We start from the raw sequence: 25,590 nt of genomic DNA, 5'->3' as shown, positions 1-25,590 counted from the left end.
CCGCCGGGCCCCGGCACCGCCGACACCGCCCCACCTGCGGCCCGACCTGCCCGAACGCCGCGCGCACCGCTCCCGTAGATTCGGATCCGACTGACGGAACGTCCGATCGACGGGGGCTCGGGGTGGAGTGGCGGCGGAGCGAGGTGGGATCCACGCGGTCCGGCCCGTGTCGGCGGTCCGCCGGTTACCATCGCCCCTATGCCCGCGCCGACGCCGCACCGCCCCGAGCCACCCGAGCATCCGCTCGGCGCGGCTCGACGGGCGTCGCTGAGCCGTGGTAGGCGCGAGAATCGGCCAGCGGCCAGCGGCCAGCGGCCAGCGGCCAGCGGCCAGCGGCCAGCGGCCAGCGGCCAGCGGCCAGCAGCGGGCCCGCGTCCCCAGGTCTCCGGCCCGGGAGATCCGATGACGCCGCCCGATGCCCCGTTCGGCGTGCTCTTCGCCGTCCGCTCGGCGGCCGCGCTGCACCGGCTGCTCGACCTGCTGCCCGTCTTCGACGGCGACTCCCGGGTCCGGTGCCGCTTCACCCTCGTCCCCGGTTCCGCCTTCGACGTCGACGCGCTGGCCGCCGTCGCCTCGTCGGGTGCGCGCTGCCTGTCCTGGCCGGAGGCGCTGGCCTGCCGCCACGACCTGATCCTCACGGCCAGTCCGAAGGGTGAGCTGGCCGCGCTGCGCGGCCCCAAGGTCCTGCTGCCGCACGGTGCCGGGTTCAACAAGGCGCTCTCCGAGGAGGGTTCGCCGCACCTCCCGTCCGGACTGGACCCGGCGTTCCTGCTCACCGCCGACGAGCGCCCGATCGCCGACCTGCACGCCCTCGCCCACCCCGACCAGGTCGCCCGGCTCATCGAGCAGTGCCCGCAGGCCGGGTCGACGGCGCTGGTGGCGGGCGACCCGACGCTCGACCGGATCCTCGCCTCACCGGACCGGCGCGAGGCGTTCCGGGCCGCGCTCGGCACCGGTCCACGCCGGCTGGTCGTGCTCTCCTCCACCTGGGGGCCGGAGTCGCTGCTCGCGCGGCATCCTGACCTGCCCGCCCTGCTCGCCACCCGGCTCCCGTACGACGCCTACCAGTTGGCGCTGGTCGTACACCCCAACGAGTACAGCCGGACGGGCTCCTTCGACCTGGCCCGGCGACTGCGGCCCGCGCTGGACGCGGGACTGGTACTGGCCGGCCCGTACGAGGAGTGGGCGGCGCTACTGGTGGCCGGCGACGCCGTGGTCACCGACCACGGCTCGACCGCCCTCTACGCGGCCGCGCTCGACCGGCCCGTGGTGGCGGTCTGCGACGGCGGCGCGGAGCTGGTCCCGGGCAGCCCGATGGCCCGCCTGCTCGCCGCCGCACCCCGGTTGGACCCGTCCGGCGACGACGCGGCGGCCGTGCTCGCCGCGCAACCGGCCGCCGCGGGCACCCGCCGCTTCGCCGAGGCCGCGTTCGCCCTCCCGGGGGAAGCGCTGACGACGCTCGGCCCGGAGCTGTACAAACTGCTCGGCCTCGTCCCGCCGCCCCGGGCCGCACACCCGCGCCCGCTCGCCGTCCCGCCGGCCGCGCCCCGCACCCCGGCCGCCTTCGCCGTCCAGGCCACCCGGTCGGACCGGGCGGACCGGGCCGACGGCGTCGTCATCGACGTCGACCGGCTCCCGCCGTGGACGGACCTGCCGTACCACCACCTGGCCGCCGAGTACGGCCGCGCCGGGATCCGCGAGACGCAGAGCGCGGCGCTGCTCTACCACCGGACGACCGGCGCACCACCGCCGGACGCCGCCCGGCACCACGAGTACCGGACCGCCGCCGACTGGACCGCCGAGGCGCTCGCCGACCACCCGGGCTGCCGCACCGCCGCCGTCATCCTCTCCCCCACCCGCTGCCTGGTCCGACGCCGGAACGGCGAACCACTCACTCTCCGGATCGACCCGCACCGGACCACCGGCCGCGTGCGGTACACCGACCCCGCCGCCGCCCTCTCCGCCGCCCACACCTTCCTCGGCGGCCAACACCCCCCGACCACACCCCTGACCTGCCGCATCAACGGAACCCCCTACCGCCTCCACCTCACCCCGGCCACCAGCGCCGACCTCCAGCACCTCCTCTGACACCCCCACCCAAAAGTCGACCCCACCGACTTCCCACTCCACCCCCTGCACCCCGCCACCATCGATCTATGCGCATAGAACGCCTCCGACGGGAATCCCGCGACACCCAAAAGTCGGACCCGCCGACTTTCCACCCCACCACCCACCCGCAAGCCCCGCACCCAGCTGCCACACGCGAGCCGTACCGAGAAGTCGGCCCCGTCGACTTTCCACTCCACCCCCCGGCGCCCCGCCGCCACCGACTTGAATCTACGCGCATAGATAGATCGCAGCTCGCACGCGGGACCCAAAAGTCGAACCTTCCGACTTTCCACCCCACCGGCCCGCCGGCGCACCCCATGCCCCGCACCCCACTCGGGCCCGGCATTCAACTCCACCGCCCCCACTTCGCCACCCATCTACGCGCATAGATCGGCCCCGGCGAATCACATGCGGCACTCAAAAGTCGGGCCCGCCGACTTTCTACTCCATCACCCGCCGGGCACACCCCAGTACCCAGCTGCCACGCGCGCACCGCACTCAGAAGTCGGCCCAGCCGACTTTCCACCTCACCCGACCCCCGCCCGCCAGCGACGCCGATCCATCCGCATACATGGCTCCCGGCGAATGGCGGGCGAGACCCAAAAGTCGGACCCACCGACTTTCCACTCCACCACCCAGCCACCACACACAAGCCGGCCCACCTCCCCACCACCGCGGCCGCTCCACGCGCACAGGCGGACGGCGAGGGCCCGCGGGCGGGAATCGAAAGTCGGGCCCAGGCACCGGCACAAGGGGCACCGAACCGCCGCACGTCGGTCCAATGAGCCGCAGGCGAGACCCAAAAGTCGGACCCACCGACTTTCCACTCCACCACCCAGCCGCCACACGCAGGCCGGCCCACCTCCCCACCACCGCGGCCGCTCCCCCCGCACAGGCGGGCGGCGAGGGCTCGCGGGCGGGAAGTCGGAAGTCGGGTCCGCCGACTTCCTGGGATCCGCGGTCCGGGGTGTCGTCAGGTGAGTGGTGCGGCGGTGCTTCCGTCGGGGCCGCGCAGGGTGGCGGCGGCGGTGCGGTAGGTGGCTGCGGCTTCGGCGTCGCCGGTCTCCTCGCTGAGCGCCGACAGGGCCTCCAGCACCCGCAGTTCGTCGCCCGGGGAGCGCCGTTCGCGGGCCGCCGTCAGGGCCGCGCGGTACAGGCTCGCGGCCTGCTCCCGGCGGCCGGCCGCGCGGAGGGCGCTGCCCAGCTCGAAGCCGGTCCGGGCGGCCATCCGTTCCCGGCCGAGTGCGGTCGCCTCCGCGTGCGCCTCGGTCAACAGCTCGACCGCTCGCGGCAGTTCGCCCATCGCGACGGCGGCGCGGCCGAGCAGGTAGGTCTGCAGCATGACACCGTAGGCGTTGCCGATGGCCCGGTGTTCCTCGCGGGCGGCCTCGAAGTCCGGAACGGCCGCGGCCCAGTCGCCGCGCACGGAGGCGAGCTTGCCGCGGAACTCGACGGCGGAGGCCCGGAGTTTGCGCTCCTCGGGCGAGTCGCCGAGCAGCCGGGCCCCGTTGACGGCCAGCCGCAGTTCGTCGGCGGCCTGCTCGTAGCGGTGCTGTTCCCAGAGCGGGCGGGCGAGTTGGCAGCGCATGCGGACGGTGGCGGCGAGCCGTTCGGAGCGGACGGCGGCGGCGACACCGTGCCCGAAGGCCTCGATGGCGTCGGCGTAGTGGCGGTGGTCGAGGAAGTGCGTCCAGAGGGCTTCGCAGAGCGCCACCGCCTCCTCGTCGAGCCCGTCCTCCGCCGCGAGCCGGACGCAGCCGTAGAGGGCGAGCCGTTCGGCCTCCAGCCAGTGCAGCGCGGTGGCGGCGTCGGGGAATGGGAGGTCCGGCACCTCGGCGGGAGCGGGTGCCTCGGCGGCGGGGGCGGAGACGGTCAGCCGGGGGCCGGCGGCGACCAGGTCGGCCCGCCCGGCCTGCCGCCGGTACCAGCGGACCAGCCGGCGCCGCGCGTCAACGGCGTCCGAGGAAGCCGAAGCGGCCCGCGCCCGGCGCAGCGCGTGGCCGCGCAGCAGGGCGTGCATGCCGAGGCCGTCGGGCCGCCGCTCCAGCAGCCCGGCCGTGTCGAGTTCGTCGAGCGCGTCGGCGGCCCCGTCGAGGTCGGTGCCGAGCAGCGCGGCGGCCGCGTGATCGTCGACGACGGGGGCGGGGTGGTGCGGCAGCAGCCGGTAGAGCCGCGCCGCGACGGGGCCGAGGCTCGCGTACGCCGCGTCCCAGACGGCCTCCACCACGGGCAGTCCCTCCCGGTCGAGTTCGGTGGTCAGGTCCTCGACGAGCCGGCGCAGTTCGCGGCGCCGGTGGCGGCGGATCCAGCGGCCGGCGACGTAGAGCGCGGCGGGCAGGCCGGCGCAGCGGCGGGCGAGTTCGGCGGCGGCCTCGGGGTCGGCGGCGAGCCGGGGGTCGGCGACGATCCGGCGCAGCAGGTTGGCGGCGTCCTCGGGGCCGAGCGGGCCGAGCGGCAGGTCGAGGAGGCGGACGCCGTCGAGGTCGTACAGCGGCCCCGGGCCGGCCACGATGACGACGCTCGCGGCGGAGGCGGGCAGCAGCGGGCGCAGTTCGGCACCGCTGCGGGCGTTGTCGACGACCACGACCAGCCGCCGCCCCTGGGTGGCGGTCCAGTACTGGCGGGCGCGGCCGCGGAGTTCCTGGTCGGGCCGGGCCTGCGGGTCGAGCGAGCGCAGCAGGTCGCCGAGCGCGTCGGCGGTCTCCACGGCGCCGTCGCGGCGCAGGTCGTCGAGGTCGACGTGGAGGGCGCCGTCCGGGCAGTGGTCGAGCAGCGCGCGGGCGAGTTCGAAACCCAGCGCGGTCTTGCCGATCCCGCCCATCCCGCTGAGCGCGACGACCAGCGGCCCGCCGCCGTCGCCCGGTCCCTCGGCGACGGCGGCCAGCACCCTGGCGCGTTCGTCGGCGCGGTCCTCGAAGTGCGCGAGCGCCGGCGGCAGCTGGCACGGCACGGCGGCCACCGGCACGGCCGCCTCGTGCACGTGCAGTTCCCCGACGGAGCCCGCCTGCACGATGGCGCCGGCCCGCACCGGCCCTTCCACCCTGTTCCACGTCTCTTCGGCCACCCGTCAACTCTAGGGCCTCTCTTCCGGATCGCGTCGGACAAGCGGGCGTCGTCGGAGTGCGTGCGTCGGCGGTGCGAAAGGTGGCGACACCTCCCGGTCGGAGACTGGGGCGTGTCCCGGCCGGAAGCTGGGGCGTGCGCGCTCCGGCTTCGACCGCCCGGCGGGATCCGGATTCTCACCCGGAGCAGCAGTCCGGGTGGTTGACGGCCCCTCAGGACAGGTCTATACCAGTGAGGACCTTGCGGCGGCCCGACCCCGACGCGGGGTCCCGTCGGCCCGGCGCGCCGCCCCCACAGTTGGCGCGGGTGGGCCGTACTCCGCCGTTTCCTGGAGAGGTCGATCCCGATGGAACGCGCACGTCCCCCACAGACACCGTCACCTCAGCAGCCACGTCCCTCCCACCGGGCCCCCCGACAGCGGGCCGCCGCCGCGGTGGCCGGGGTGCTCGGTCTGGTGGCCGGCGGCCTGGTGGCCGTCGCCGCCGCGCACGCGGCGCCCACCGCGGCCGCCGGCGCGACCGCCACCGGCGCCCTCGCCGGCGGCATCGGCAGCAACTGGTACGCCTCCGCGCCGTACCTGATGCCCGAGGACAACAGCCCGCCGGACGTCGCCACGGTGATGGACGCCACCGGCCAGAAGGCCTTCCAGCTCGCCTTCATCCTGGCCAAGGGCGGCTGCGTCCCGGCCTGGGGCGGGACGTCGCCGATCGACACCGACACCACCATGCCGAACGTCATCCAGACCGTGCGCGCCAAGGGCGGCGACGTCTCGGTCTCCATCGGCGGCTACAACGGCACCAAGCTGGGCCAGACCTGCGGCACGCCGGAGGCGACCGCGGCCGCGTACCAGAAGGTCGTCGACACGTACCAGTTGAAGGCGCTCGACTTCGACCTGGAGGAGCCGGAGTACGAGAACACGGCCGCGATCCACAACGAGATCGGCGCGGCCCGCATCCTCCAGCGCTCCAACCCGGGGCTGTACATCTCGGTCACCACGGCCGGGACCGCCGCCGGCACCGGCTGGTTCGGCCAGCAGATGCTCAACGAGGCGAAGGCGCAGGGCTTCACGCCCGACAACTTCTCGATCATGCCGTTCGACGGCGGCTTCAACGGCGCGGCGGCCCAGACCTCCGCCCTGGTGAACTTCAACCAGATCCTGCGCACCACGTTCGGCTGGTCGGAGGCGGACGCCTACGCCCACGAGGGCGTGTCGCAGATGAACGGCCGCACCGACGCCGCCGAGTACTTCCGGCAGGCGGACTTCCAGACGGTGCTGGACTTCGCGCTGGCGCACAGGATGGCCCGCTACACCTACTGGTCGGTCAACCGGGACCGGCAGTGCCCGGGCACCGTCGACCCGGGGCTGTCCGGCTCCTGCTCCAGCGTGGTGCAGAACGACTGGGACTTCACCAAGTTCACGGTGCGGTTCGCGGGGGCCACGCCGCCCACCGACCCCACCGTCTCGCCGACGTCCCCGTCCGCCTCGCCGACGTACACCATGCCGGGGGTCTGCAAGGACCCGGAGTGGCAGCGCGACACGGTGTACACCGCCGGCGCCAAGGTCTCGTACCAGGGCCACGCGTACCAGGCCAAGTGGTGGACGCTGAACGAGGAGCCGACCGCCGGCGGCGAGTGGGGCGTCTGGACGAGGGGGGAGATCTGCGCACCGCGCAACCCCTGAGCACCCGGAATCCATCGAGCCCCTGACACCCGCCGGGCCCCTGCCGTGCCGCCGCTCCGGGCGGGCACACGGCAGGGGCCCCGGCCGTCAGTCCGCGAGGCGCTCGCGCAGGTCGGTGAGGATCTCCGCCGCCTCCTCCAGCCCGTGCGCCCGGCACCGCTCGGCGGCGGTGGTCAGCCGCTGACGGGCCGCCGCGACGCGGCCGAGGTCGGTGCCCTCGATCAACGCGGCCAGCCGGACGGCCTCGGCGCGCGGCGTCTCGGCCTGCTCACCGCCCTCCTCGTAGGCGGCGATCGCCCGCTCGGCCTCGGCCAGCGCCTCCTCGTAGCGGCCGGCCACCGCGTGGACCCGGGTCCGCTCGTAGTGGACGGCGGCGCGCGGGTACCAGGTCTCGGCCCCGGGCTCCTCACGCTCCAGCCGCTCGCGCACGGCGTCCGCCTCGGCCAGCCGGGCGAGCGCCGACTCCACGCCGTCCGGGCCCTCCTTCTGCGCGGTGAGCCGGGCGAACTGCCGCAGCATCGCGGAGACCGGGCCGGGCTGCGGCCACTGCTCGTGCGCGGCGAGCGCCCGGGTGCGGGCGGCGTGCGCGGCCTCCCAGCGGTCGGCGTGCACCAGCGCGACGGCCGCCTCCGAGGCGACCATGGTGCGCAGGTGGAGGTCCTCGGTCCAGCCCTCCAGGATCGCGGCCAGCCGCAGGAACTCCTCGGCGGCGTCACGGTCCTCGTCCAGCGCGAACAGGCCGCGCGCCAGGTCCAGCCGGGCCTGGGCGAGCACCCGCTCGTCCAGGCCGGCGGTAGCCCCGTCGGCCAGGACGGACTCCAGGACGGCCACCGCGTCGGCGGTCCGGTCGGCGCCGGTCAGCAGGTCGGCGAGCTGCAGCCTGGTCCGGGCGGCGTCCTCGGCGGCCCCCGGTCCCTTGCGGTCGAAGCGGGAGGCGGCCTCGGAGAGCGACCGGATCGCGGCGCCGGTGTCCCCGAGGTGGGCGCTGGCGTGCCCGGCCATCACATAGGTGGCGGCGAACGGGTACGAGTCGTCGGCCCAGCGGGCGGCCGCCGCCAGGGCGCGGTGCAGCACCTCGACGGCCTCGGCCTGCTCGCCGCTCTGCAGCAGTGCCTGCCCCAGCAGGCCGTACGCCCGAGGGGTGTGCCAGGGCTGCCCGCCCCGCTCCAACTCGGCGATGGTGTAGCGCAGTTCCTCCACCGCCTCATCGGTCCGGCCCTGTCGGGCGGCGGCGTCGGCGGCGTACTGGCGGGCCACCGCCAGCCGGCGCACGGAGCCACGGGCTGCGGCCGCGTCGCGGTAGGCGGTGACGGCGGCCTCGAAGCGCGCGGCCTGCTCGGCGGGCGGCTGGTCCGGCCGCCCGGGCAGCGCCCGGACCAGCTCCTGGTGGGCGGCGTAGGCGCGGCACTGGAGGACGACCAGGTAGGCGTCGTCGGTGATGCCCGGCGCCCCGTCGGCGGCCGGCGCGGCGGCCAGTTCCCCGGCACTGACGAGCGCGGCGTCCAGGGCCGCCCAGTCGATGACCGGCGCGGACGGCGCGACCGCGACCGCCCCACCGGCGCCGTCGGCCTCCGTACCCTCCCCGTCCTCCCCGTCCTCCGGGTCCTCCCGGATGAGTTCGGCGACCAGCGCCCTGGTCCGGGCCGCCAGCGCCCGGCCGAGCAGCCCCTCCCGCCGGAACAGCCCACCCGCGGCCAGCAGCTGCGCGGCGCCCTCCTCCCAGTCGCCGCGGTCGAGCGCGTCGTGCGCCCGCCGCTCGGTGAGCTCGGCACGCAGTTGCCCGAACGTCCCGGCCTCCGCGCCGAGCAGCCCCTCGACGGCGCCGTCCTCGACGGCGTCCTCCTCGGCGGCCGTGAACCGCTCGGCGATCCGCTTCCAGAGCCGGTCCGCGTCCGGGTGGCCGACCAGCTGCAGTTCGCGGGCGCGCAGCACCAGCGCGGTGAAGTCCTCCGGCTCCGGCTCGGTCTCCCGGGCCGGGACCGCCGGGACGACCGGCACGGCCGCCAGCTCCGGCGCGGCCGCCGCCCGCACGCCGAGGGCGAGCGGCTCGGCGAGCAGCGGCCGGCGGGCGAGCCGGTCGCGGCGCCGGCCGCTGACCGCCGCCGTGCCGTTGCGGGCGTCGAAACGGGCGGCGAGCGCGTCCGCCTCGGTGCGCAGGTGGGCGAGCAGGGTGTCGACGGTCCAGCTCGCGCCGGGCGGGCCGCTGACGGTCAGCTCGCCGTGCCCGGCCCGGGCGAGGCCGGCGATCAGCACCTCGACGCCGGTGAGGAAGTCCAGCCGGCTGACCGGGTCGCCGGTCATGCCGAACAGGTCGCGGTTCTCGGCGAGCAGCTCCAGGCCGCGCGGCTCGTTGCCGGACAGCGCGCAGAACTCGATGTGCAGGCCGACCGAGCGGGCCAGCCCGCTCTTGCCGCGGGCGAAGCGGTAGCCGACCAGGTGGCTGGAGCGGGCCTCGTCGAGCCGGCCCTGGCGCAGCAGCGGCAGCAGCGCCTGGGCGTGGCTGACGTAGGGCTCCTCGGCGCAGGTCGCCTCGCCGCTGAGCACCGGCCGCCAGACGTCCAGCGCGGTCGCGTCGTCGCCCCGGCGCAGGTGGTGGACGGCGCGGGCGCGGATCTCGCAGGCGTGGCAGTCGCTCAGCTCGGTGCGCGGGCGCCCGGCCCACAGCTCGTAGGCGTCCTGGACGTCCTCGCCGAGGTGCGCGGCGAGGTGGAAGCGCTGGGCGTAGTACGGCTGCAGGCCGTGCCCGGCGGCGCGGTAGCGGCTGCGCATCTCGTCGTGCCAGCGGCGGATCGCGGCGAGCGGCACGTCGGGGGTGCCGAGCAGCGAGGTGGCGACCCACTTGAAGCGCCAGAACACCTGCTGCTGCGACCACTCGCCGAAGCCGTCCGGGTCGGTGTCCCAGAGCTTGAGGACGCGGGCGAAGACGACCGGGGACTTGCTCCGCTCGCCGTCGTACTCGTAGGCCTCCATCAGCTCCAGCAGGGCCATGGAGCGGACCGCGGTGTCGTCGAACTGCTCGGCGGCGTCGACGAGTTCCTCGGCGGTGACGGTCCGCTGCCGCCCGTAGGGGCGGTCGTCGTTCTCGCGCAGCGCGGCCATCACCGCGTCGATGCTGTTCAGCATCACGCCTCCTTCGCGTCGGAGCCGCCGGAGCCGCCAGCGCCGCCGGAGCCACCGGTGCCGCCGGAGCCACCGGTGCCGCCGGACGCGGCCTCGTGCCCGAGCATCGCGTGGTCGAGCAGGCTGATGAACGAGCGGTTCAGCAGCGCGCTCTCGCTGGAGGTCAGCGGCCGCCGGGTGAGCAGCACGGCCTGCCCGTAGAGCGTCTCGACGGCGGTGACGGCGAGTTCGCGGTCACCGATCGAGGCCGCCCGCCGGACCAGCGGGTTGAGGTGGTTGAGGACGAGCTGGGCGCGGGGCACCTCGGCGCGCAGCGAGCCGAGGATGTCGGCCCACAGTCCGTCGGCCTCGTCGGCGAGCTGGGCGCGGGTGCGCTCGTGCCGGGCCTCCCGGTTGTCGAGCAGCAGGGCGGGCGCGCTGGTCGGGTGGAAGCTGCGCAGGGCGACGTCGCAGTCGAAGCGGCCGACCACCTCGCGCGCGGTGGTCAGGAAGGCCGAGGCGGCGAGTTCGGCGGCCGGGTCGACGGTGTCCAGGTGCGCGGTGACGGTGCTCGGGTCGAGGTCCGCGACGGAGGTGCCGGGGCGGATCTCGGGCAGCCGGTGCACGAGGTCGCGGTCGTAGGTGTAGCCGCCGTTGACGACGCCGAGGCCGGCGGCGCCGGCGATCGGGGCGACCTGGCGGAACTCCTCGACGGTGCGGGTGACCAGCACCACCGGGTGGGTGCGGGCGAACTCGTCCAGGGTGACGTTGCCGTCGGTGGTCTCGAACGGCAGCCAGGGCAGCAGCATCCGCAGCAACTCGTCGTCGTAGCGGGCGAGTTCCTTGACGGCCAGGTGGTGCACCGAGATGAACCGGTGGAGCAGCGCCGGGTCGCTGGCGGACAGGCCGGTGAGCCAGTCGCGGATCCGGGCGCCGAGCGCGTCGCGGACGGCGGCGAGCGTCTCGTCGGCGTACAGGCCCTCCCGGCTGGCGGTGGGCCGCAGGCCGTCGGTGTCGACCACGCAGCGCACGAAGAACGCCCAGTCGGGCAGGAGTTCGTCGGCGTGGTCGGAGAGCAGCATGCCCTTGAGGTGCACCCGGTGGCCGGCCCGGCGCGACGGCGGGACGGCGTCGGGCAGCACGTAGGCGACGCCGCGCAGGCCGACCAGCGGGAGGTCCAGCTCGATGGTGTCGAGCGGGGTGAAGTCGAAGGTGGAGCGGCAGTAGGCGGCCAGCGCCTCGCGGCGGGCCAGCGGGGAGCCGTGCTGGGCGGCCCACGGCGGCGTGTGGTTGACCCGGGTGGCGTCGCCGCGGCCGTCGATGACGGTGACCTCGTGGCGCAGCAGGCTGCCGAAGTCCCGGGCGAGGGTCAGCACCCGGTCGGCGCGGGTCCACTCGGCGGCGTCGGCGCGGGGCGCGAGGCGGACGGTGGTGCCGGGCTCGGGCTTGGCGTCGGCGGGCAGGGTGCGGATGGTGTAGCGGCCGTCGGAGCCGCCGCGCCACTCGATGACCGGGGCGTCGGGGGTCGCGGCGGAGCGGGTGACGACGGTGATCTCGTCGGCGACCACGAAGCAGGCGAGCAGGCCGATGCCGAACTGGCCGATGAAGTCGCCGCGGGCGCGGGCGAGTCCGTCGCCGTCGAGGCGGCCGTCGGCGTCCCGCTTGGAGCTGCGGCCGATGGTGGCGAGGAAGGTGTGGACGTCCTGCTCGGTGAGGCCGATGCCGGTGTCGGTGATGCTGAGCTCGCCGTCGGCGCGGACGGTGATGGCGGCGGGCGCGGACGGGTCCAGGGCCTGCCGGGCGGAGATCGCGTCGACCGCGTTCTGCAGGAGTTCGCGCAGGTAGACGCGGGGGCTGGAGTAGAGGTGGTGGGAGAGCAGGTCGACCAGGCCGCGCAGGTCGACCTGGAAGGTGTGCGCGCTCGTCGGGTTCTCGGATGGGGACACCGGTGGCTCTTTCGATCGCAAGGGGCGGGTCGGACTTCGGCGGCCTCGGGGCGGGACGGCCCGGGCCGCCGGGCGGCGCGTTCGGGCGCCGCTCTACAGGCTCTGTGCAGGCTCTGTGCAGGCTCTGTGCAGGCTGGTCGCGCCGGCTCAGCGCGGCACGCAGCGGTCCCGGTGGACCTGGAAGTTGTCGGCCTCGTCGCCGCCCAGGTAGTACCAGGGCCACTCGGTGACGACGTCGTCGAGGGTGGCGAACACCGCGTGGGCGAGCTCGCGCTCGTCGGCCAGCGAGAGCACCATGGCGAAGGCGTTGTGGGTGGCCCGCCAGTCGCGCCGGCGCCGGTAGGCCGGGTGCAGCACGGAGCGCAGCACCGCCTCGCGCAGCGAGGAGCGCACGGCGGGGCCGGTCAGGTAGGCGTGGTCCTCGCCGTCGGCCAGGTCCAGCCAGTGCTCCAGGTGGGCGAGGGCGACCAGTTCGCCGAGCGGGCTGCCCTCGGGGGCACCGAGCATCGCGGCGCGGGCGAAGGCGTGCATCTCCTCGTGGGAGCCGCCCCACTTGGCGCAGAGCTGCTGGAGGCGCTGCTGGTGGGAGGCCTGGTGCTCCGGATCGCGGCGCAGCGCGGCCTCGAAGCGGGTGGTGGCGACGGTACGGCCGAGCGAGGCGCCGCGCGCCGCGATCTGGAGGAAGAACCAGGGGGCGAGCCAGCGGGGCTCGCGCTCGGCCACCTCCAGCAACTGCTCCTCGGCGGTCTCCAGCCGCTCGCCGAACAGCCGCCACTGGTCCTCGGTGACGTGCTTGGCGCGGGCGCCGGTGCGGGCGTCCCAGGCCCAGGCGATCTGCCGGGCACCGGAGAGCAGCAGCACCAGGGTGTCCTCGGGCCGTTCGGCGACGGCCTTGGCGAGCCACTCCTCGGTGCCCTCGACGTCGGAGATCCGGTGCACCAGCCAGGTCAGCTCGCCCTGGTCGGGGACGGCCGCGAGGGCGGGGCCGAGGGCGGCCCAGTCGCCGGCGTCGGCGAGGGCGCGCAGCCGGCGCAGTTCCTCGTCGCCGTGCGAGAGGTCGAGCACGGGAGGCAGCGCGCGCGGCGTCTTCCGCCCGGTCAGGCGGCGGAAAATGGACATGGTGCGGCCCCCCTGAGACCTCGTCGACCGGCACGGTCGTCGGCATCGTTCGTATGGCCTCGCAGTGGCCAATCGGATGATGCACTGCATATCACGTGCCACCGACGTCCCGGTGAGCAGCCCTCTTCCGGGAGCCCCCGCCCGGGCCCCGCCGGAGGGCGGCGGACCCGGCCGGACCGGACGACAGGACCCGGCCCCGCCGTCGTTCGGCCGGGCCGGGTCCTCGCCGTACGGCGACGCGGGGTCAGACCCGGTCGGCGGCGATCAGCAGGTACTGGAAGGAGCCGTCCTTGTAGGAGTTGATGAACGCCTCCTCGATGCCGGTCACCAGGGACGGCACGGTGGCCCGCAGCTCCCAGTACGGGAGGGTGGCGGCGGTCAGGTCGACGACGGCGTTCGGGACGAGGCGGTTGTCGGCCATCGCGCGCAGGTACTCGCGACGGGAGTGGATGTTGCACTCGAAGTGGGCGTTGATCTGCGAGACCCACTTCGACGGCTGGCCGTAGATCGGGTTCCAGCAGCCGGTGATGGTCACGTACCGGCCGCCGACGGACAGGATCCGGGAGTGCTCGGCGAACAGGTCGTGCAGGTCGACGTACATGCTGGACTCGTTGTTCCACGAGGCCCGCACCGTACCGCTGTCGAACGGCATGTCGAGCATGTTGCGGACCTGGGCGTGCACCGAGTCGTCGATGCCGAGCTCCTTGGCCCGCCGGTTGCCGAACTCGGCCTGCTTGGCCGACAGGGTCACGCCCTCGACCTTGCAGCCGAAGCGCTGGTGGGCCATGACCATCGAGCCGCCGCGGCCGCAACCCGCGTCGACCAGGGTGTGCTCGGGGCGGATGTCGCCCAGGCTGTCGAGCAGGACGTCGGTCTGCGCGGACTCCAGCCGGTGCAGTTCGGCGACGAGCTTCTTCTCGCGCTCGCTGTCGTCCGGGTCGCCCAGCGCCGACTGGTCGACCTCGCCGATGCCGTAGTGGTGGTGGTAAAGGCCGTCCACGTCGCCGAGACGCAGGTTCACCGGCCGGGCCTCATGGTCCCAGTAACGGGCGATGTCGCCCTGGTAGGGAGTGGCCGGCCCGGGGACGGCAGTGCGGGTGACGGGGGTGGTGTCGGTGACGGACACGGTTCAGCTCCTTGGTTACCAGAAGTCGGGCAGGCTGTAGCGGTAGGTATTGGTCTGGTGCCAGTAGTGGTTGCCGTCGACCCACGCGGCGACCCCGCGCAGGAAGCGCACCACCACCGGGACGGGGGTGGCGGCGGCCAGCGCCGCGGCCTCCGCCTCGAAGGCGTGCATCAGCTCGTTGTGCACCTCGACGGCCTTCAGGTAGCCGTCGCGGTCGCCGACGGCCTCGCGCTCGGAGATCACCACCGGCAGGTTGAGGTGCCGACCCGGGCTCGCCAGCTCCTTGGTGTACGAGTACAGGTCGTTGACGATGGTGGTGGCGTTGGAGGCGAGCGCGATGACCCGCTGCATGGCCGGGCGGGCGTGCAGGTCGGCGGGCAGCTCGTAGCCGCCGACGGTGTCCGTGATGGTCGGACAGGGGCGGAAGTTGTTGAACTGCCGCATCGACAGGTACTCCCACACCTCCGGGACGTGGCCCTCCTGGTCCCAAGCGGCCTCGGCGAGGTAACCGAGGTGCAGCCGCGCCATGTCGTGCCGGAACCGGTCCGCCTGGGAGGCGGTGGCCGCGCCGGTGAAGTGCTCCATCGCCGAGCGGTACGCCCGCCGGGGCGCGTCCGAGAGCAGCGACTCCTGCCAACCGCCCTGGTACTCCGCGGTGGTGTGCACCGGGTCGAGGGCGGTGTGGGCGAGCAGCAGCCGGCTGCCGAGGCCGACCGGCGAGCCGCCGAGGTCCTCGCAGTAGCAGTCGTCGACGGCGTTCTCGGCCACCATCAGCCGGGTGGCGAGCATGACGTGGTCGACGCTCGGGGCGTCCGGGTGGCAGGCGACCATGTACCGGCTCACCGAGAAGCCGTCGAACTGGTCCTCCCAGTCCGGCGGGTAGAGCTCGATCTCCTCGGCCCACAGCTTGATCCGGCGGTTCACCTCCGCCACCCGCTCGGCGTCCGGCTCGGCCACGGGGTGGAAGTACAGGCCGGGGACCGGGTCGCCGGACTTCGGCTTGCCGGACGGCACTTGCGCCACCGCCCCGGCCGGCACCTCCGCGACCTGACGTCGCGTCAGGTTCAGTCCGGCGGTGCCGATCCCGCTCGGCCCGCGGAGCAGCTGCTCCAGGACCGTCCCGCTCATGACCGCACCGCCGCGCGCCGGAACGGGTGCGGTTGCCGCTGCGACGCCGGCGGTGTCTCGTAGCTCGTGGCCACGGGCATGGGAGAACCTTCCTCTGTGAAGGGGGACGGGCCATGACGGGTCGTCGGCCGTCGCCTCCGCCCCGGGAAGAGGGGATCTCCGCGCTGCTGCGGCGGTCCCGTCTCGCTTGGGCCCAACCGTAGGCGGGGCGGAACGATCTGGGCCGCTTCCCATGATCCTGTGCACTCGAAAGGGTGAACGTTCACATCAGTCGCGTTTGAAATGGCGCATCCGATGATCGGTTCGGACCGCCACCAATGGCAAAGCGGCCCCGCCGGGTTGGCGGGGCCGCTTTACAAGGATCGTTCCGGTACCGACGGAGCGCCGGTCCGGCTCCGCGCCATGTCACCGCCGCGCGTGCTCCGGCAGCAGCGAGGAGGCGGCCGCGCCGGCGGCCAGCCAGCCGACGGCGAGCAGCCAGCCGGCCAGCACGTCCAGCGGCCAGTGCACCCCGAGGTAGATCCGGGTCAGGCCGATCGTCCCCGCGAACAGCACCGCGCCGACGACGGCCGGGCGGGTGGCGGCGGGGCGGACGCGGGCGACGGCGAGCGCGAGCAGGCCGGCGCAGAGGGCGGAGGTGAAGGCGTGCCCGGAGGGGAAGGCGAAGCCGGAGGCGCTGAACGCCCAGTCCGTCTCCGGCGGCCGGGGCCGGCCGAAGGCGTGCATCAGGCCCTGGCGCAGCAGTTGCCCCAGGGCCAGCCACAGCACCGGCAGGAGCAGCGCCCGGGCCACCGTCCAACGGGACCGGGGCGATCCGGCGCCGCGCCGGGCGATCAGGACGCCCGCGGCCAGCGCCAGCAGGTAGGGGAACAGGTCGGTGCCGAGGGAGGTGACGGCCATCGCCACGGCGCGGGCGAGCGGCGGCCGGTGGGCGGTGCCCCAGTCGACGGCGGACCGCTCGAAGGCGAACGGTGCCCAGCCGTGGGCGGCGACCACCACCGCGAGCACCGCGAAGGCCGCCCAGGTGGCGGCGAGCACGGCCGGCCACCGTCGCCCCGTCATGCGGTCGCCCATCGGCTCAGCCCTCCTGCCCGTGCCCGGGCCACCGGTCCGCGGCTCCGCGCGGCCAGGGTAGCGGGCGAGGTGGCGGGCGGAGCAGCGAGCCGGGGTCCGGACGACCGAGCCGGCCCGCGACCGCCCTCGTGCTCACCGGTGCCCGGCCCGGCGGCGGGAGCGCAGCAGCTCCAGCAGCAGGGGCAGCAGCGAGAGCACCACGACGACCGCGACGATCGGCAGCAGGTAGCGGTCGACGTTCGGCACCGAGGAGCCCAGGGCGTAGCCGGCGAGGACGAGGCCGAACGTCCAGACCAGGCCACCGACCACCTGCCACAGGGTGAAGGTGCGCACGTTCACGCCGAGCGCGCCGGCCAGCGGGTTGAGCACGGTGCGCACCACCGGGACGAAACGCGCGAGGACGACGGCCTTGGCGTGCCCGTAGCGGGTGAGGAGTTCCTCGGCCCGCATCGCGCCCTCGTGCAGCCGCTTGTTGCGGGAGCGCGCGAGCAGGGCGCGCCCGCCGCGCCGGCCGATGACGTAGCCCGTCTGGGCCCCGGCGAGGGCGCCGACGGCGGAGGCGGCCAGGACCTGGGCGAGGTTGAGGTGGGGGCCGCTGTGGGTGCCGGTGGTGCACAGCAGGCCCGCGGTGAACAGCAGGGAGTCGCCGGGCAGGAAGAAGCCGACCAGCAGCCCGGTCTCGGCGAACAGGACGACGGCGATGCCCAGCGCGCCGAACGCGCCGAGCAGCGATCCGGCGTCCAGGGGGTTGACGGCCAGCAGGGCGGCCGAGGGCGACGGCATGGTCGGGACCTCTCCGTGAGCGGGAGCGCTACGGTCCGGGCCCGGTACCCGGACGACAGCGCCAGCATGGCGGGCCGATGCTGAAGATCCGCTGAAGACGGCACGGCCCCCGCCCCCGACCGGCCCGGACACCTGCCACCCTGGGGACATGCGCGTACTCGTGGTGGAGGACGAACGACGGCTGGCCCAGGCACTGCGGCTCGGGCTGACCGCGGAGGGTTTCACCGTCGACCTCGCCCACGACGGCCTCACCGGCCTCGCCCGGGCCACCGAGCACGCCTACGACGTGATCGTGCTGGACATCATGCTGCCCGGCCTCAACGGCTACCGGGTGTGCTCACGGCTGCGGGCCGCCGGCAGCGACGCCGGCATCCTGATGCTGACCGCCAAGGACGGCGAGTGGGACGAGGCCGAGGCCCTCGACACGGGCGCCGACGACTACCTGTCCAAACCGTTCTCCTTCGTCGTCCTGGTCGCCCGCCTCAGGGCCCTCGCCCGCCGCATCGGCACCCGCGCCCCCCGGCGCACCGTGCTCGGGGACCTCGTCGTCGACTCCGCCGCCCGCACCTGCACCCGCGCCGGCACCGGCATCGCGCTGACCCCCCGCGAGTTCGCCGTGCTCGACCACCTGGCCCGCCGGGCCGGCGAGGCCGTCTCCAAGCGCGAGATCCTCGAACAGGTCTGGGACAGCGGACCGGACAGCGACCCCAACACCGTCGAGGTGCACATCAGCGCGCTGCGCCGCAAGATCGACACCCCGTTCGGCCGCGCCGCCGTGCAGACCGTGCGCGGCGCCGGCTACCGGCTGGCGGCCGACGGTGGCTGATCCGACGCACCCCGGCCGCCGACGCGGCGCGGCGGGCGGGGCCGGCGCCCTGCTGCACCGGCTCGCCCGGCACCCCCGGGCCGCCGCGCTGCTCGACCGGCTCGCGCCGCGCTCCGTGCGCACCCGCACCACCCTCGCGGCCTGCGCGAGCGTCGCCGTCGTCCTGTTCGTCGCCTCCGCCGCCGTGCTCCTGCTGCTGCGCGCCAACCTCGAACGCACCGTCGAGACGGGCGCCCGCGAGCAGGCCCAGGCCGTCGCCCGCCTCGCCTCCGGCGGCCACCTGCCGGCCCAGCTCGCCCTGGACCACGGCACCGACTTCATCCAGGTCACCGACCACGCCGGCACCGTGGTCGCCGCCAGCCAGAACCTCGCCGGCCATCCGCCGCTGACCGACGCCGGGGCCGGCCGCGGCACCTTCGACCTCGGCTTCCTCGGCGACGAGCACCACCAGCGCGTCACCACCCTCACCGCCGACACCCCCACCGGCCCCGTCACCGTCCGGGTCGGCGCCTCGCTGCGCACCGTCGACACCGCCGAGGACCTCACCACAGCGGCCCTCGCCGGCCTCGGCGCCGTCCTGCTGCCGACCGTCGGCGTGCTCACCTGGCGGGCCACCGGCCGGGCGCTGCGCCCGGTCGAGGCGATCCGGGCCGAGGTCGCCGCGATCGGCGACCGCGACCTCGACCGGCGCGTCCCGGTCCCCGGCAGCGAGGACGAGATCGCCGGTCTGGCCCGCACCATGAACGCCATGCTCGACCGGCTCGAAGCCGCCGGCACCCGCCAGCGCCGCTTCATCGCCGACGCCTCCCACGAGCTGCGCAGCCCGCTCACCGTGCTGCGCACCCAGCTGGAGGTCGCCCTCGCCCACCCCGACCCGCAGGTACGGCAGGAGCTGGTCGCCGGGGCCCTCCAGGACACCGAACGCCTCCAGGCCCTCGCCGCCGACCTGCTGCTCCTCGCCCGGCTCGACACCACCGGCCAGGAGCGCCCCGGCGAGGCGGTGGACCTCGCCGAACTCGTCCGCGCGAGCGTCGCCCCGGGCGGACCGCAGGCCCGTCCGGTCACCGTCCACGTCTCCGTCGACGCCTCCGGGCCCGTCACCGTCGACGGCAACCCGCTGTGGCTCGGCCGGCTGCTGACCAATCTGCTCGACAACGCCCGGCGGCACGCCCGCGGCCGGGTCACCGTGCGACTGTCCACCGACACCGCCACCGGCGACGCCGTCCTCGACGTCGCCAACGACGGCCCCGGCATCGACCCCGCCGACCGGGAGCGGATCTTCGAACGCTTCACCCGGCTCGACGACGCCCGCAGCCGCGACGACGGCGGCACCGGCCTCGGCCTGCCCATCGCCCGGGACATCGCCGCCCTCCACGGCGGGACGCTCACCGTCGAGGACGGGCCCGACGGCGTCACCTTCCGCGCCCGGCTGCCGCGCACCCGGGCCCACTGAGCCCGGTGGCCGGCCACCGGGCTCGGGGGATGCCGGCCGGCTCAGGCGTTGAGGTAGGCGAGGACCGCCAGCACGCGCCGGTTGCTGTCGCTGTCCGGGGCCAGCATGAGCTTGGCGAAGATGTTCGAGATGTGCTTGGCCGCCGCCCCCTCGGTGATGAAGAGCCGCTGGGCGATCGCGGTGTTGGAGCAGCCCTCGGCCATCAGCTCCAGGACGGCGCGTTCCCGCGCCGTGAGCGAGCCGAGCGGTTCGTCGCGGGCGTGGCTCACCATCAGTTGGGAGATCACCGCCGGATCCATGGCGGTGCCGCCGGCGGCCACCCGGCGGACCGCGTCGATGAACTGCTCGTTGTCGAAGACGCTGTCCTTGAGCAGGTAGCCGATGCCGCCGGTGCCGTCGGCGAGCAGCTCCCTGGCGTACATCTGCTCGACGTGCTGGGAGAGCACCAGGATCGGCAGTCCGGGGATCTCGCGCCTGGCCCGCAGGGCGGCCTGGAGTCCCTCGGTGGTGAAGGTCGGCGGCAGCCGGACGTCGACGATCAGGATGTCGGGCCGGTGCCGGGCGGCGGCTTCGAGCAGGTCGGGGCCGTTGTCGACGGCCGCCACGGTCTCGAAGCCGTAGGCGTCCAGCAGCTGGATCAGCCCCTGCCTGAGGAGGAAGAGGTCTTCGGCGAGGACAACACGCACGGTATCTCCATGGTGATCGCGGTCGGGCCGCCCGGCGGGCTGGCGACATCGAGGGTTCCGTCGAAGGTGGCCAGCCGGCGGCGGATGCCGTGCAGGCCGGTTCCCCCGGCGGCGTCGGCACCGCCGCGGCCGTCGTCGGCGACCCGGGCGTGCAGCACGGCGCCGTCGTGCCAGGCACGCACCTGGACGTGCTCGGCGCCGGAGTGCTTCAGGGCGTTGGTCAGCAGCTCGGACACCGCGAAGTACAGGGCGGATTCGAGCGGTGGCGGCACCCGGCCCGGGAGGCTCACCACCACCTCGGTCCGGAGCGGACTGGCCAGGCCGAGGGCGCGCAGCGCGTCGGCCAGGCCGCGTTCGGCGAGCACCGGGGGGTGGATGCCGCGCACCAGGTCGCGCAGCTCGCGCAGGGCGGCGATGGACGAGGCCCGGGCGTCGCGCAGCAGTCTGCGGGCCTCCTCCGACTCGCCGCCGAGGTGGCGTTCGAGCGCCCCGAGGGTCAGGCCGAGGCCGACCAGCCTGGCCTGGGCGCCGTCGTGCAGGTCGCGTTCGATCCGGCGCAGTTCGGCGGCGGCCGTCTCCACCGCGCCGGACCGGGTCTCGGCCAGGTGCCGGACCCGCAGGGCGAGCCGGGAGCGTTCGGTGGGGCCGAGCAGCAGACGGGTGAAGTGCGCGTGCACGACGAGGAAGAGCCGGCCGTACCGGACCCAGACGGCGAAGAGCGCCACGGCCGCCAGCGCCGCCAGGAGAGCGGTGGGCCGGTTCTGGACCGGGATGAAGAGGTACGCGCGCGGGCTGCCCTGCGCCCGCAGGACCGGCCGCCACAGGCCGAGGGCCAGCGCGAGCCCTTCGAGCACGTAGTAGAGCACCGCGGCGGGCAGGAATCCGATCATGCCGACGACCGAGTTGAGCAGCAGCCAGAGCAGGTCCCGCCAGCTGGCCGGGTCGGTCAGGATCCACTTGCAGCGGCGGATCCAGCCGACGATGTCCTTCTCGAACTCCGGGGGCTCCGGCCGGTAGGGGACGTCGACCAGGACCCCCACCCGGGCGGCCGCACGCCGGTTGGCGTTGCACAGCCGGCGGACCCACCCGGTCAGGATCGGCAGCGCCGCCGCGCCGATCCCAATGACGAGGAGGATCACGAAGTAGCCGGTGACCACGAACAGGCAGGCGGAGAGCACGGCGCCCAGGGCGATCAGCACGCCGGCCACCAGGTCTTCCCCGGCCCGGCGCAGTCGGGCGGGGAACGCCTGCAGACCCTTGCGGTGAGCGATTGACACCTGAGCGATCGTCCCTCCCTGACGGCGGTGACGGCAGCGGTCCCGCGAGCCCGACCCCTTCATACGTACGTACGTCCAAATCGTTCCGGCTGGTCAGGCTAGCGGGTTTCACCGACGGGCGCCACGGCATAGAACGCGGTCGCGCGGCGGTCAGCGGGCCGTTTCGACCGGCGCGGTCCGCATGCCCCGCCAGGAGGGGAGCAGGGTCGCGCCGAGCACCAGGACGAGCGCGCCGCCGACGATCGCGAGGTAGATGCCGATCGAGCCCCGCGGCAGCACCGAGCCGGCCTTCACCAGGCTGTACGGGACGATCGTGGCCGCCGAGGCGGCGGTGCCCAGGACGGTCGCGACGACGGCGATCAGCGCGCCCTCGACGTTCAGCATGCCCAGCACCTGGGCCCTGGTGGCACCCGTCAGACGCTGGAGACCGAACTCGCCCCGGCGCCCGCGCGTCACCGCGACCAGGCTGTTGATCACGGTGATCGCCGCATAGCCGACGATCATGGCGACGACGGTGTAGTTCGAGGAGGCCAGGATCTGCTCGATCCGGTGGTCGGCACCGGTCAGCGCGGAGCGGTCGGCGACCGCGGTGCCGGGCAGCCCGGCCGCCACAGCTTCCAGTTCGGCCCGGATCCGGGCGGGGTCGGCGCCGGACTCCGCCCGGACCAGGATCTCGGTCGGCAGCCCGGCGGTGGTGTGCGCGGCCAGCACGTCGGCGGGCAGCAGCAGGTACCGCTCCTGCGGGCCGGCGGCATAGGTGGCCACCACCCTCGGGTCGGCGGCGGCGCCGTCACCGAAGTGGATCCGCAGGGTGTCCCCGACGCGGACGCCGAGCTCCTTCGCCCGTTCCTGCGCCAGGGCCACCGTGTTGCCGCGCAGGTCGGCGATCGACCCGTCCAGCACCTCGGGCGCGACGGTCTGCCGCGCTCCGTCGGCCGAGACCCCGCGCAGGTCCACGGTGCCGTCGCCGGCGGAGTCCACGGTGCCGTCGCCGGCGGAGTCCACGAAGCCGGTGGAGCCGACCAGTTCGGAGGCGCCGGCCACCCCCGGGAGAGCGCGGACCGAACTGACCACGCCCGGTGCGAAGCCGCCGGTCGAGGAGGTGAGCACGTGGTCGGCCGGGACGCCGCCCGCGCGGCTCGCGGCGGAGACGTGGTCCTCGGTGGCCTGCATGTACAGGGTGCCGGTGGCGATGCCGATCAGCAGCACGATCGGGGCCACGGCGCCCGCCGTCCGGACGTGGTGGACGGAGGCGTTGCGTTGCGCCAGGTACCCGGACAGCCCGCAGAGCGCACGGACCGGCCGGCCGAGCACCGCCACGGCCGCCCTGGTGATCCCCGGGGCGAGCAGCGCCAGGCCGATCGCGCACAGGACCGAGGCCGGCCCGGCGGTGCTCGCCAGGGTCGGACCGTCGGCCATCACCGTGGCCGTGACGACCGCCAGCAGCACGCCGCCGAGCAGGAGGAACACCGCCGACAGCAGGCGGGTCCGGGTGAGCCGCCCGGTCGGCACCGCGCTCTCGGCCAGCGCCGCGACCGGCTCGGTCCGCGCGGCCCCGCGGCCCGCGAACAGCGCCGCGCCGAGGGCGGCCGCGATCGCCACGCAGGCGCCGACCGCGGTCGGCAGGGGGCCCTGGTGGAAGACGACCTCCTCGGACACCACACCGTTGGCGGCCAGCTGCCCGAACAGCAGCCTGCCGACGACGGAGCCGAGCGCGACCGCCGGCGCGGCGGCGAGCACCGCCAGCGCGGCGGTCTCCCCGAGGACCATCCGGCGCACCTGCCGGGAGGTGGCGCCGATCGCCCGCAGCAGAGCCGTCTCGCGCGCCCGCTGCCGCAGCGAGAGCCCGAGCGTGGAGGCCACGCCGAACATGACGATCAGGACCGCCCAGCTCCCGAAGATCGCCGCCAGGACGGTCACGGTCGGCCCGCCGGCGAGTGCCCCCGGCAGATCGGCCAGACCGCGCCGCTCACCGGTGAGCACCACCGCCGCGCCGCCGACCGCCGACCGCACGGCCCGCCGCAGTTCCGCGACGTCGGCGCCGGGCGCGGGCAGGACCCCGATGGCGTCGAACCGCCCGTCGGATCCGGCCAGTTGCCGCGCCTGGTCGTCGGAGAGGAACAGGGTCGGCCCGAGCGCACGGCCGGTTTCCGGGCGGGCGCTGCCGGAGACCGTGAACGTCCGGGTGACGCCGTGCACGGTGAGCTGGAGGGCGGAGCCGACCGTGAGGCCCGCGTCGGCCGCGAGCCCGGTGTCGAGGACCACCTGCCCGCTGCCCGGGGCCGACCCCCGGGTCAGCGTGTAGGGGGTCAGCGCGGCGCCGCTCCAGGTGTGGCCGACGGAGCCGGCGTCGACCGCCCGGCCGTCCACCACCACGGTCGCGGGGAAGGACAGGTCGGGGAGCACGGCGCCGACGCCGGGAACCGCCCGGACCGCGTCGAGCACCCCCGGACCGGTCCGGTTGCGCTCGGTCAGCGCGGCGGAGCCGTGGGTCTGCTGACCGGTCACCACGATCGGCACCCCGGCCAGGCGCTGCGGCGCGACCGCCATCCGCAGGCCGGTCTCCAACAGGCCGCCGCAGGCCATCACGATCGCGGAGCCGAGGAACATCGCCACGAAGGTGGCGACGAACCCGGCCTTGCGGAACCTCAGGGTGCGCAGGGCCAGCAGCAGCATCAGCGGCCACCCTCCGAGCGGACGGCGGCGGAGGCCGGGACCGTCGCGTCGTTCCAGGCGCCGAGCCTGGTCATCCGCGCCGCGACGGCTTCGGCGGTCGGCCGGTGCAGCTCGCCGGCGAAGCGGCCGTCGGCGAGGAAGACCACCCGGTCGGCGTAGGAGGCGGCCACCGGGTCGTGGGTGACCATCACCAGCGTCTGCCCGCCGGCGTCCACCGTCTCCCGCAGCAGGCCGAGCACGGCCGCGGCGGTGCGGGTGTCCAGCGCGCCGGTCGGTTCGTCGGCGAAGACCACGGCCGGCCGGGTCACCAGCGCCCGGGCGATCGCCACCCGCTGCTGCTGCCCCCCGGAGAGCTGCCCGGGCAGGTGGTCCAGCCGGTCGGCGAGCCCGACCCGGTCGACCACGGCCAGGACCTGGCTCCGGTTCGGACGCCGGCCGGCCAACTGCGACGGCAGCACGATGTTCTGTCGCACTGTGAGCGCCGGAAGCAGGTTGTACGACTGGAAGACGAAGCCGATCCGGTCGCGGCGCAGCCTGGTCAGCCCCACCTCGTCCAGGTCCGCGAGGTCGGTGTCGCCGACCAGCACGCTGCCCCGGGTGGGCCGGACCAGGCCGGCGGCGCAGTGCAGGAAGGTGCTCTTGCCCGAGCCCGAGGGCCCCATCACGGCGGTGAAGGTGCCTGCGTCGAAGGTCATGCTCAGCCGCTTGAGCGCGGCCACCTCGTTGTCCCCCGTGCCGTAGATCTTCTCGACCGCCACCAGTCGGACGGCCGCCGTCCCCTGACCGATCTCTTGCGTCTGCACTCGAACTCCCCACCGGGTCGGTCGCGCACCTCGTGCGCGCTGGTGACCACGCTAGGAACGGCGGCGGTTCGGCACAGTGACGCTGCTTGGCGTATCCGGAGTAGAACTTCCTCCACCAACCCGTCCGCGCCACCGGCCGCCGACCGCCGCTGCCGGCCGCTGCCGGTTCAGCGGTGCTCGGGGTTCTCGAAGTCGAACCGGCACCCGGCGTCCCACTCGGAGCGCTGGTTGCCGTGGGCCGGGATCCCGCCGGCGTCCTTGAGCATCCGGGCCAGGTGGAGCAGGTTCCACGTCATGAACGTCGCGTTGCGGTTGGTGAAGTCGTTCTCCGGCCCGCCCGACCCCGCGTCCAGGTACGACGGCCCCGGCCCCGCCTCCCCCACCCACCCGGCGTCCGCCTGCGGCGGGATGGTGTACCCCAGGTGCTGGAGGCTGTAGATCACGTTCATCGCGCAGTGCTTGGCGCCGTCCTCGTTGCCGGTGATCAGGCAGCCGCCGACCCGGCCGTAGCATGACATGTAACGCTGAGTCAGATCGGCGGAACTCTCTGGCACCCTACCTGACCTGCACCGAATCAGCTCACCCGTGCTGGTGAGCGCGTTTGTCCCGAACTGCACTGCCCCGTAAAGCCCGTATGACAGTCCGTGCTCGACGCGACACTTACGCCCTATCCCCGGCGTCAAGCCCAGAACCGGCTCGGCCGCGCTGTCAGCACGACCGCATAGGCTGCTCACGAACACG

General features: G+C 74.8%; 16 protein-coding genes and 1 pseudogene. 4 read left to right on the top strand and 13 right to left on the bottom strand.

Annotation, left to right across the window (positions count from 1 at the left end; all coding sequences use genetic code 11):
- The first annotated feature begins 402 nt into the window (after positions 1-402).
- On the top strand, positions 403-2,088 hold the full coding sequence (locus ACFVVU_RS20420) for a translation initiation factor 2 (protein ID WP_387791325.1): 1,686 nt from the start codon (positions 403-405) through the stop codon (positions 2,086-2,088).
- Positions 2,089-3,082: 994 nt separating this feature from the next.
- Here ACFVVU_RS20420 and ACFVVU_RS20415 read toward each other — a convergent pair.
- The gene (locus ACFVVU_RS20415) at positions 3,083-5,173 is read right to left on the bottom strand and encodes a hypothetical protein (RefSeq protein ID WP_387791323.1); all 2,091 of its coding nucleotides are present in this window, start codon (positions 5,171-5,173) and stop codon (positions 3,083-3,085) included.
- Positions 5,174-5,614: 441 nt separating this feature from the next.
- Here ACFVVU_RS20415 and ACFVVU_RS20410 point away from each other — a divergent pair, with 441 nt between their 5' ends.
- Complete coding sequence (locus ACFVVU_RS20410) at positions 5,615-6,853, top strand: chitinase (RefSeq protein ID WP_387791321.1); 1,239 nt, start codon at positions 5,615-5,617, stop codon at positions 6,851-6,853.
- Positions 6,854-6,940: 87 nt separating this feature from the next.
- On the opposite strand, the gene ACFVVU_RS20405 is transcribed toward ACFVVU_RS20410, so the two are convergent.
- The 7 genes from ACFVVU_RS20405 to ACFVVU_RS20375 form a co-directional block, all read right to left on the bottom strand.
- Positions 6,941-9,976 (bottom strand): hypothetical protein, encoded by a 3,036-nt coding sequence (locus tag ACFVVU_RS20405; RefSeq protein WP_387791319.1) that lies wholly within the window; start codon positions 9,974-9,976, stop codon positions 6,941-6,943.
- Positions 9,976-11,898: an HSP90 family protein gene (locus ACFVVU_RS20400; protein ID WP_387791317.1), complete on the bottom strand. Its 1,923-nt coding sequence runs from the start codon at positions 11,896-11,898 to the stop codon at positions 9,976-9,978. The genes ACFVVU_RS20405 and ACFVVU_RS20400 overlap by 1 nt, the downstream gene beginning before the upstream one ends.
- A gap of 147 nt (positions 11,899-12,045) precedes the next feature.
- A complete protein-coding gene (locus tag ACFVVU_RS20395; RefSeq protein WP_380687546.1) occupies positions 12,046-13,017 on the bottom strand; it encodes a hypothetical protein in 972 nt (323 codons plus the stop codon).
- 244 nt (positions 13,018-13,261) lie between these two features.
- On the bottom strand, positions 13,262-14,143 hold the full coding sequence (locus ACFVVU_RS20390) for a geranyl diphosphate 2-C-methyltransferase (RefSeq protein WP_380687548.1): 882 nt from the start codon (positions 14,141-14,143) through the stop codon (positions 13,262-13,264).
- Positions 14,144-14,158: 15 nt separating this feature from the next.
- On the bottom strand, positions 14,159-15,505 hold the full coding sequence (locus ACFVVU_RS20385) for a family 2 encapsulin nanocompartment cargo protein terpene cyclase (protein ID WP_387791315.1): 1,347 nt from the start codon (positions 15,503-15,505) through the stop codon (positions 14,159-14,161).
- A gap of 171 nt (positions 15,506-15,676) precedes the next feature.
- Entirely contained in the window at positions 15,677-16,345 is a 669-nt protein-coding gene (locus ACFVVU_RS20380; protein ID WP_387791313.1) for a phosphatase PAP2 family protein, read from the bottom strand.
- Between the two features lie 132 nt (positions 16,346-16,477).
- Complete coding sequence (locus ACFVVU_RS20375; protein WP_380680602.1) at positions 16,478-17,128, bottom strand: DedA family protein; 651 nt, start codon at positions 17,126-17,128, stop codon at positions 16,478-16,480.
- A 148-nt stretch (positions 17,129-17,276) separates the two neighbouring features.
- On the opposite strand from ACFVVU_RS20375, the gene ACFVVU_RS20370 reads away from it, so the two are divergent.
- Both ACFVVU_RS20370 and ACFVVU_RS20365 read left to right on the top strand, forming a co-directional pair.
- A complete protein-coding gene (locus tag ACFVVU_RS20370; RefSeq protein WP_380680605.1) occupies positions 17,277-17,954 on the top strand; it encodes a response regulator transcription factor in 678 nt (225 codons plus the stop codon).
- A complete protein-coding gene (locus tag ACFVVU_RS20365; RefSeq protein WP_387791311.1) occupies positions 17,947-19,407 on the top strand; it encodes a sensor histidine kinase in 1,461 nt (486 codons plus the stop codon). Before ACFVVU_RS20370 ends, ACFVVU_RS20365 begins: the two co-directional genes overlap by 8 nt.
- Before the next feature lie 41 nt (positions 19,408-19,448).
- Here the strand turns inward: ACFVVU_RS20365 and ACFVVU_RS20360 are convergent, their stop codons facing one another.
- From ACFVVU_RS20360 to ACFVVU_RS20340, 5 genes and pseudogenes are all read right to left on the bottom strand, one after another.
- Complete coding sequence (locus ACFVVU_RS20360; protein WP_387791310.1) at positions 19,449-20,093, bottom strand: response regulator; 645 nt, start codon at positions 20,091-20,093, stop codon at positions 19,449-19,451.
- Positions 20,045-21,370: a sensor domain-containing protein gene (locus ACFVVU_RS20355; RefSeq protein WP_387791308.1), complete on the bottom strand. Its 1,326-nt coding sequence runs from the start codon at positions 21,368-21,370 to the stop codon at positions 20,045-20,047. The genes ACFVVU_RS20360 and ACFVVU_RS20355 overlap by 49 nt, the downstream gene beginning before the upstream one ends.
- Before the next feature lie 150 nt (positions 21,371-21,520).
- Positions 21,521-24,046, bottom strand: coding sequence for an ABC transporter permease (locus ACFVVU_RS20350; RefSeq protein WP_387791306.1), 2,526 nt, complete (start codon positions 24,044-24,046; stop codon positions 21,521-21,523).
- Positions 24,046-24,849: an ABC transporter ATP-binding protein gene (locus ACFVVU_RS20345; protein WP_387791304.1), complete on the bottom strand. Its 804-nt coding sequence runs from the start codon at positions 24,847-24,849 to the stop codon at positions 24,046-24,048. Before ACFVVU_RS20345 ends, ACFVVU_RS20350 begins: the two co-directional genes overlap by 1 nt.
- Positions 24,850-25,016: 167 nt before the next feature.
- Positions 25,017-25,358, bottom strand: a pseudogene (locus ACFVVU_RS20340) (flavodoxin family protein); the annotation flags it as partial.
- Positions 25,359-25,590 lie beyond the last annotated feature (232 nt).

It is taken from the genome of Kitasatospora sp. NPDC057965, assembly GCF_042887135.1.
Lineage (GTDB): Bacteria > Actinomycetota > Actinomycetes > Streptomycetales > Streptomycetaceae > Kitasatospora.
Note: the sequence above shows the minus strand (reverse complement) of the source record. Positions and strands in the feature narration are given on the sequence as shown.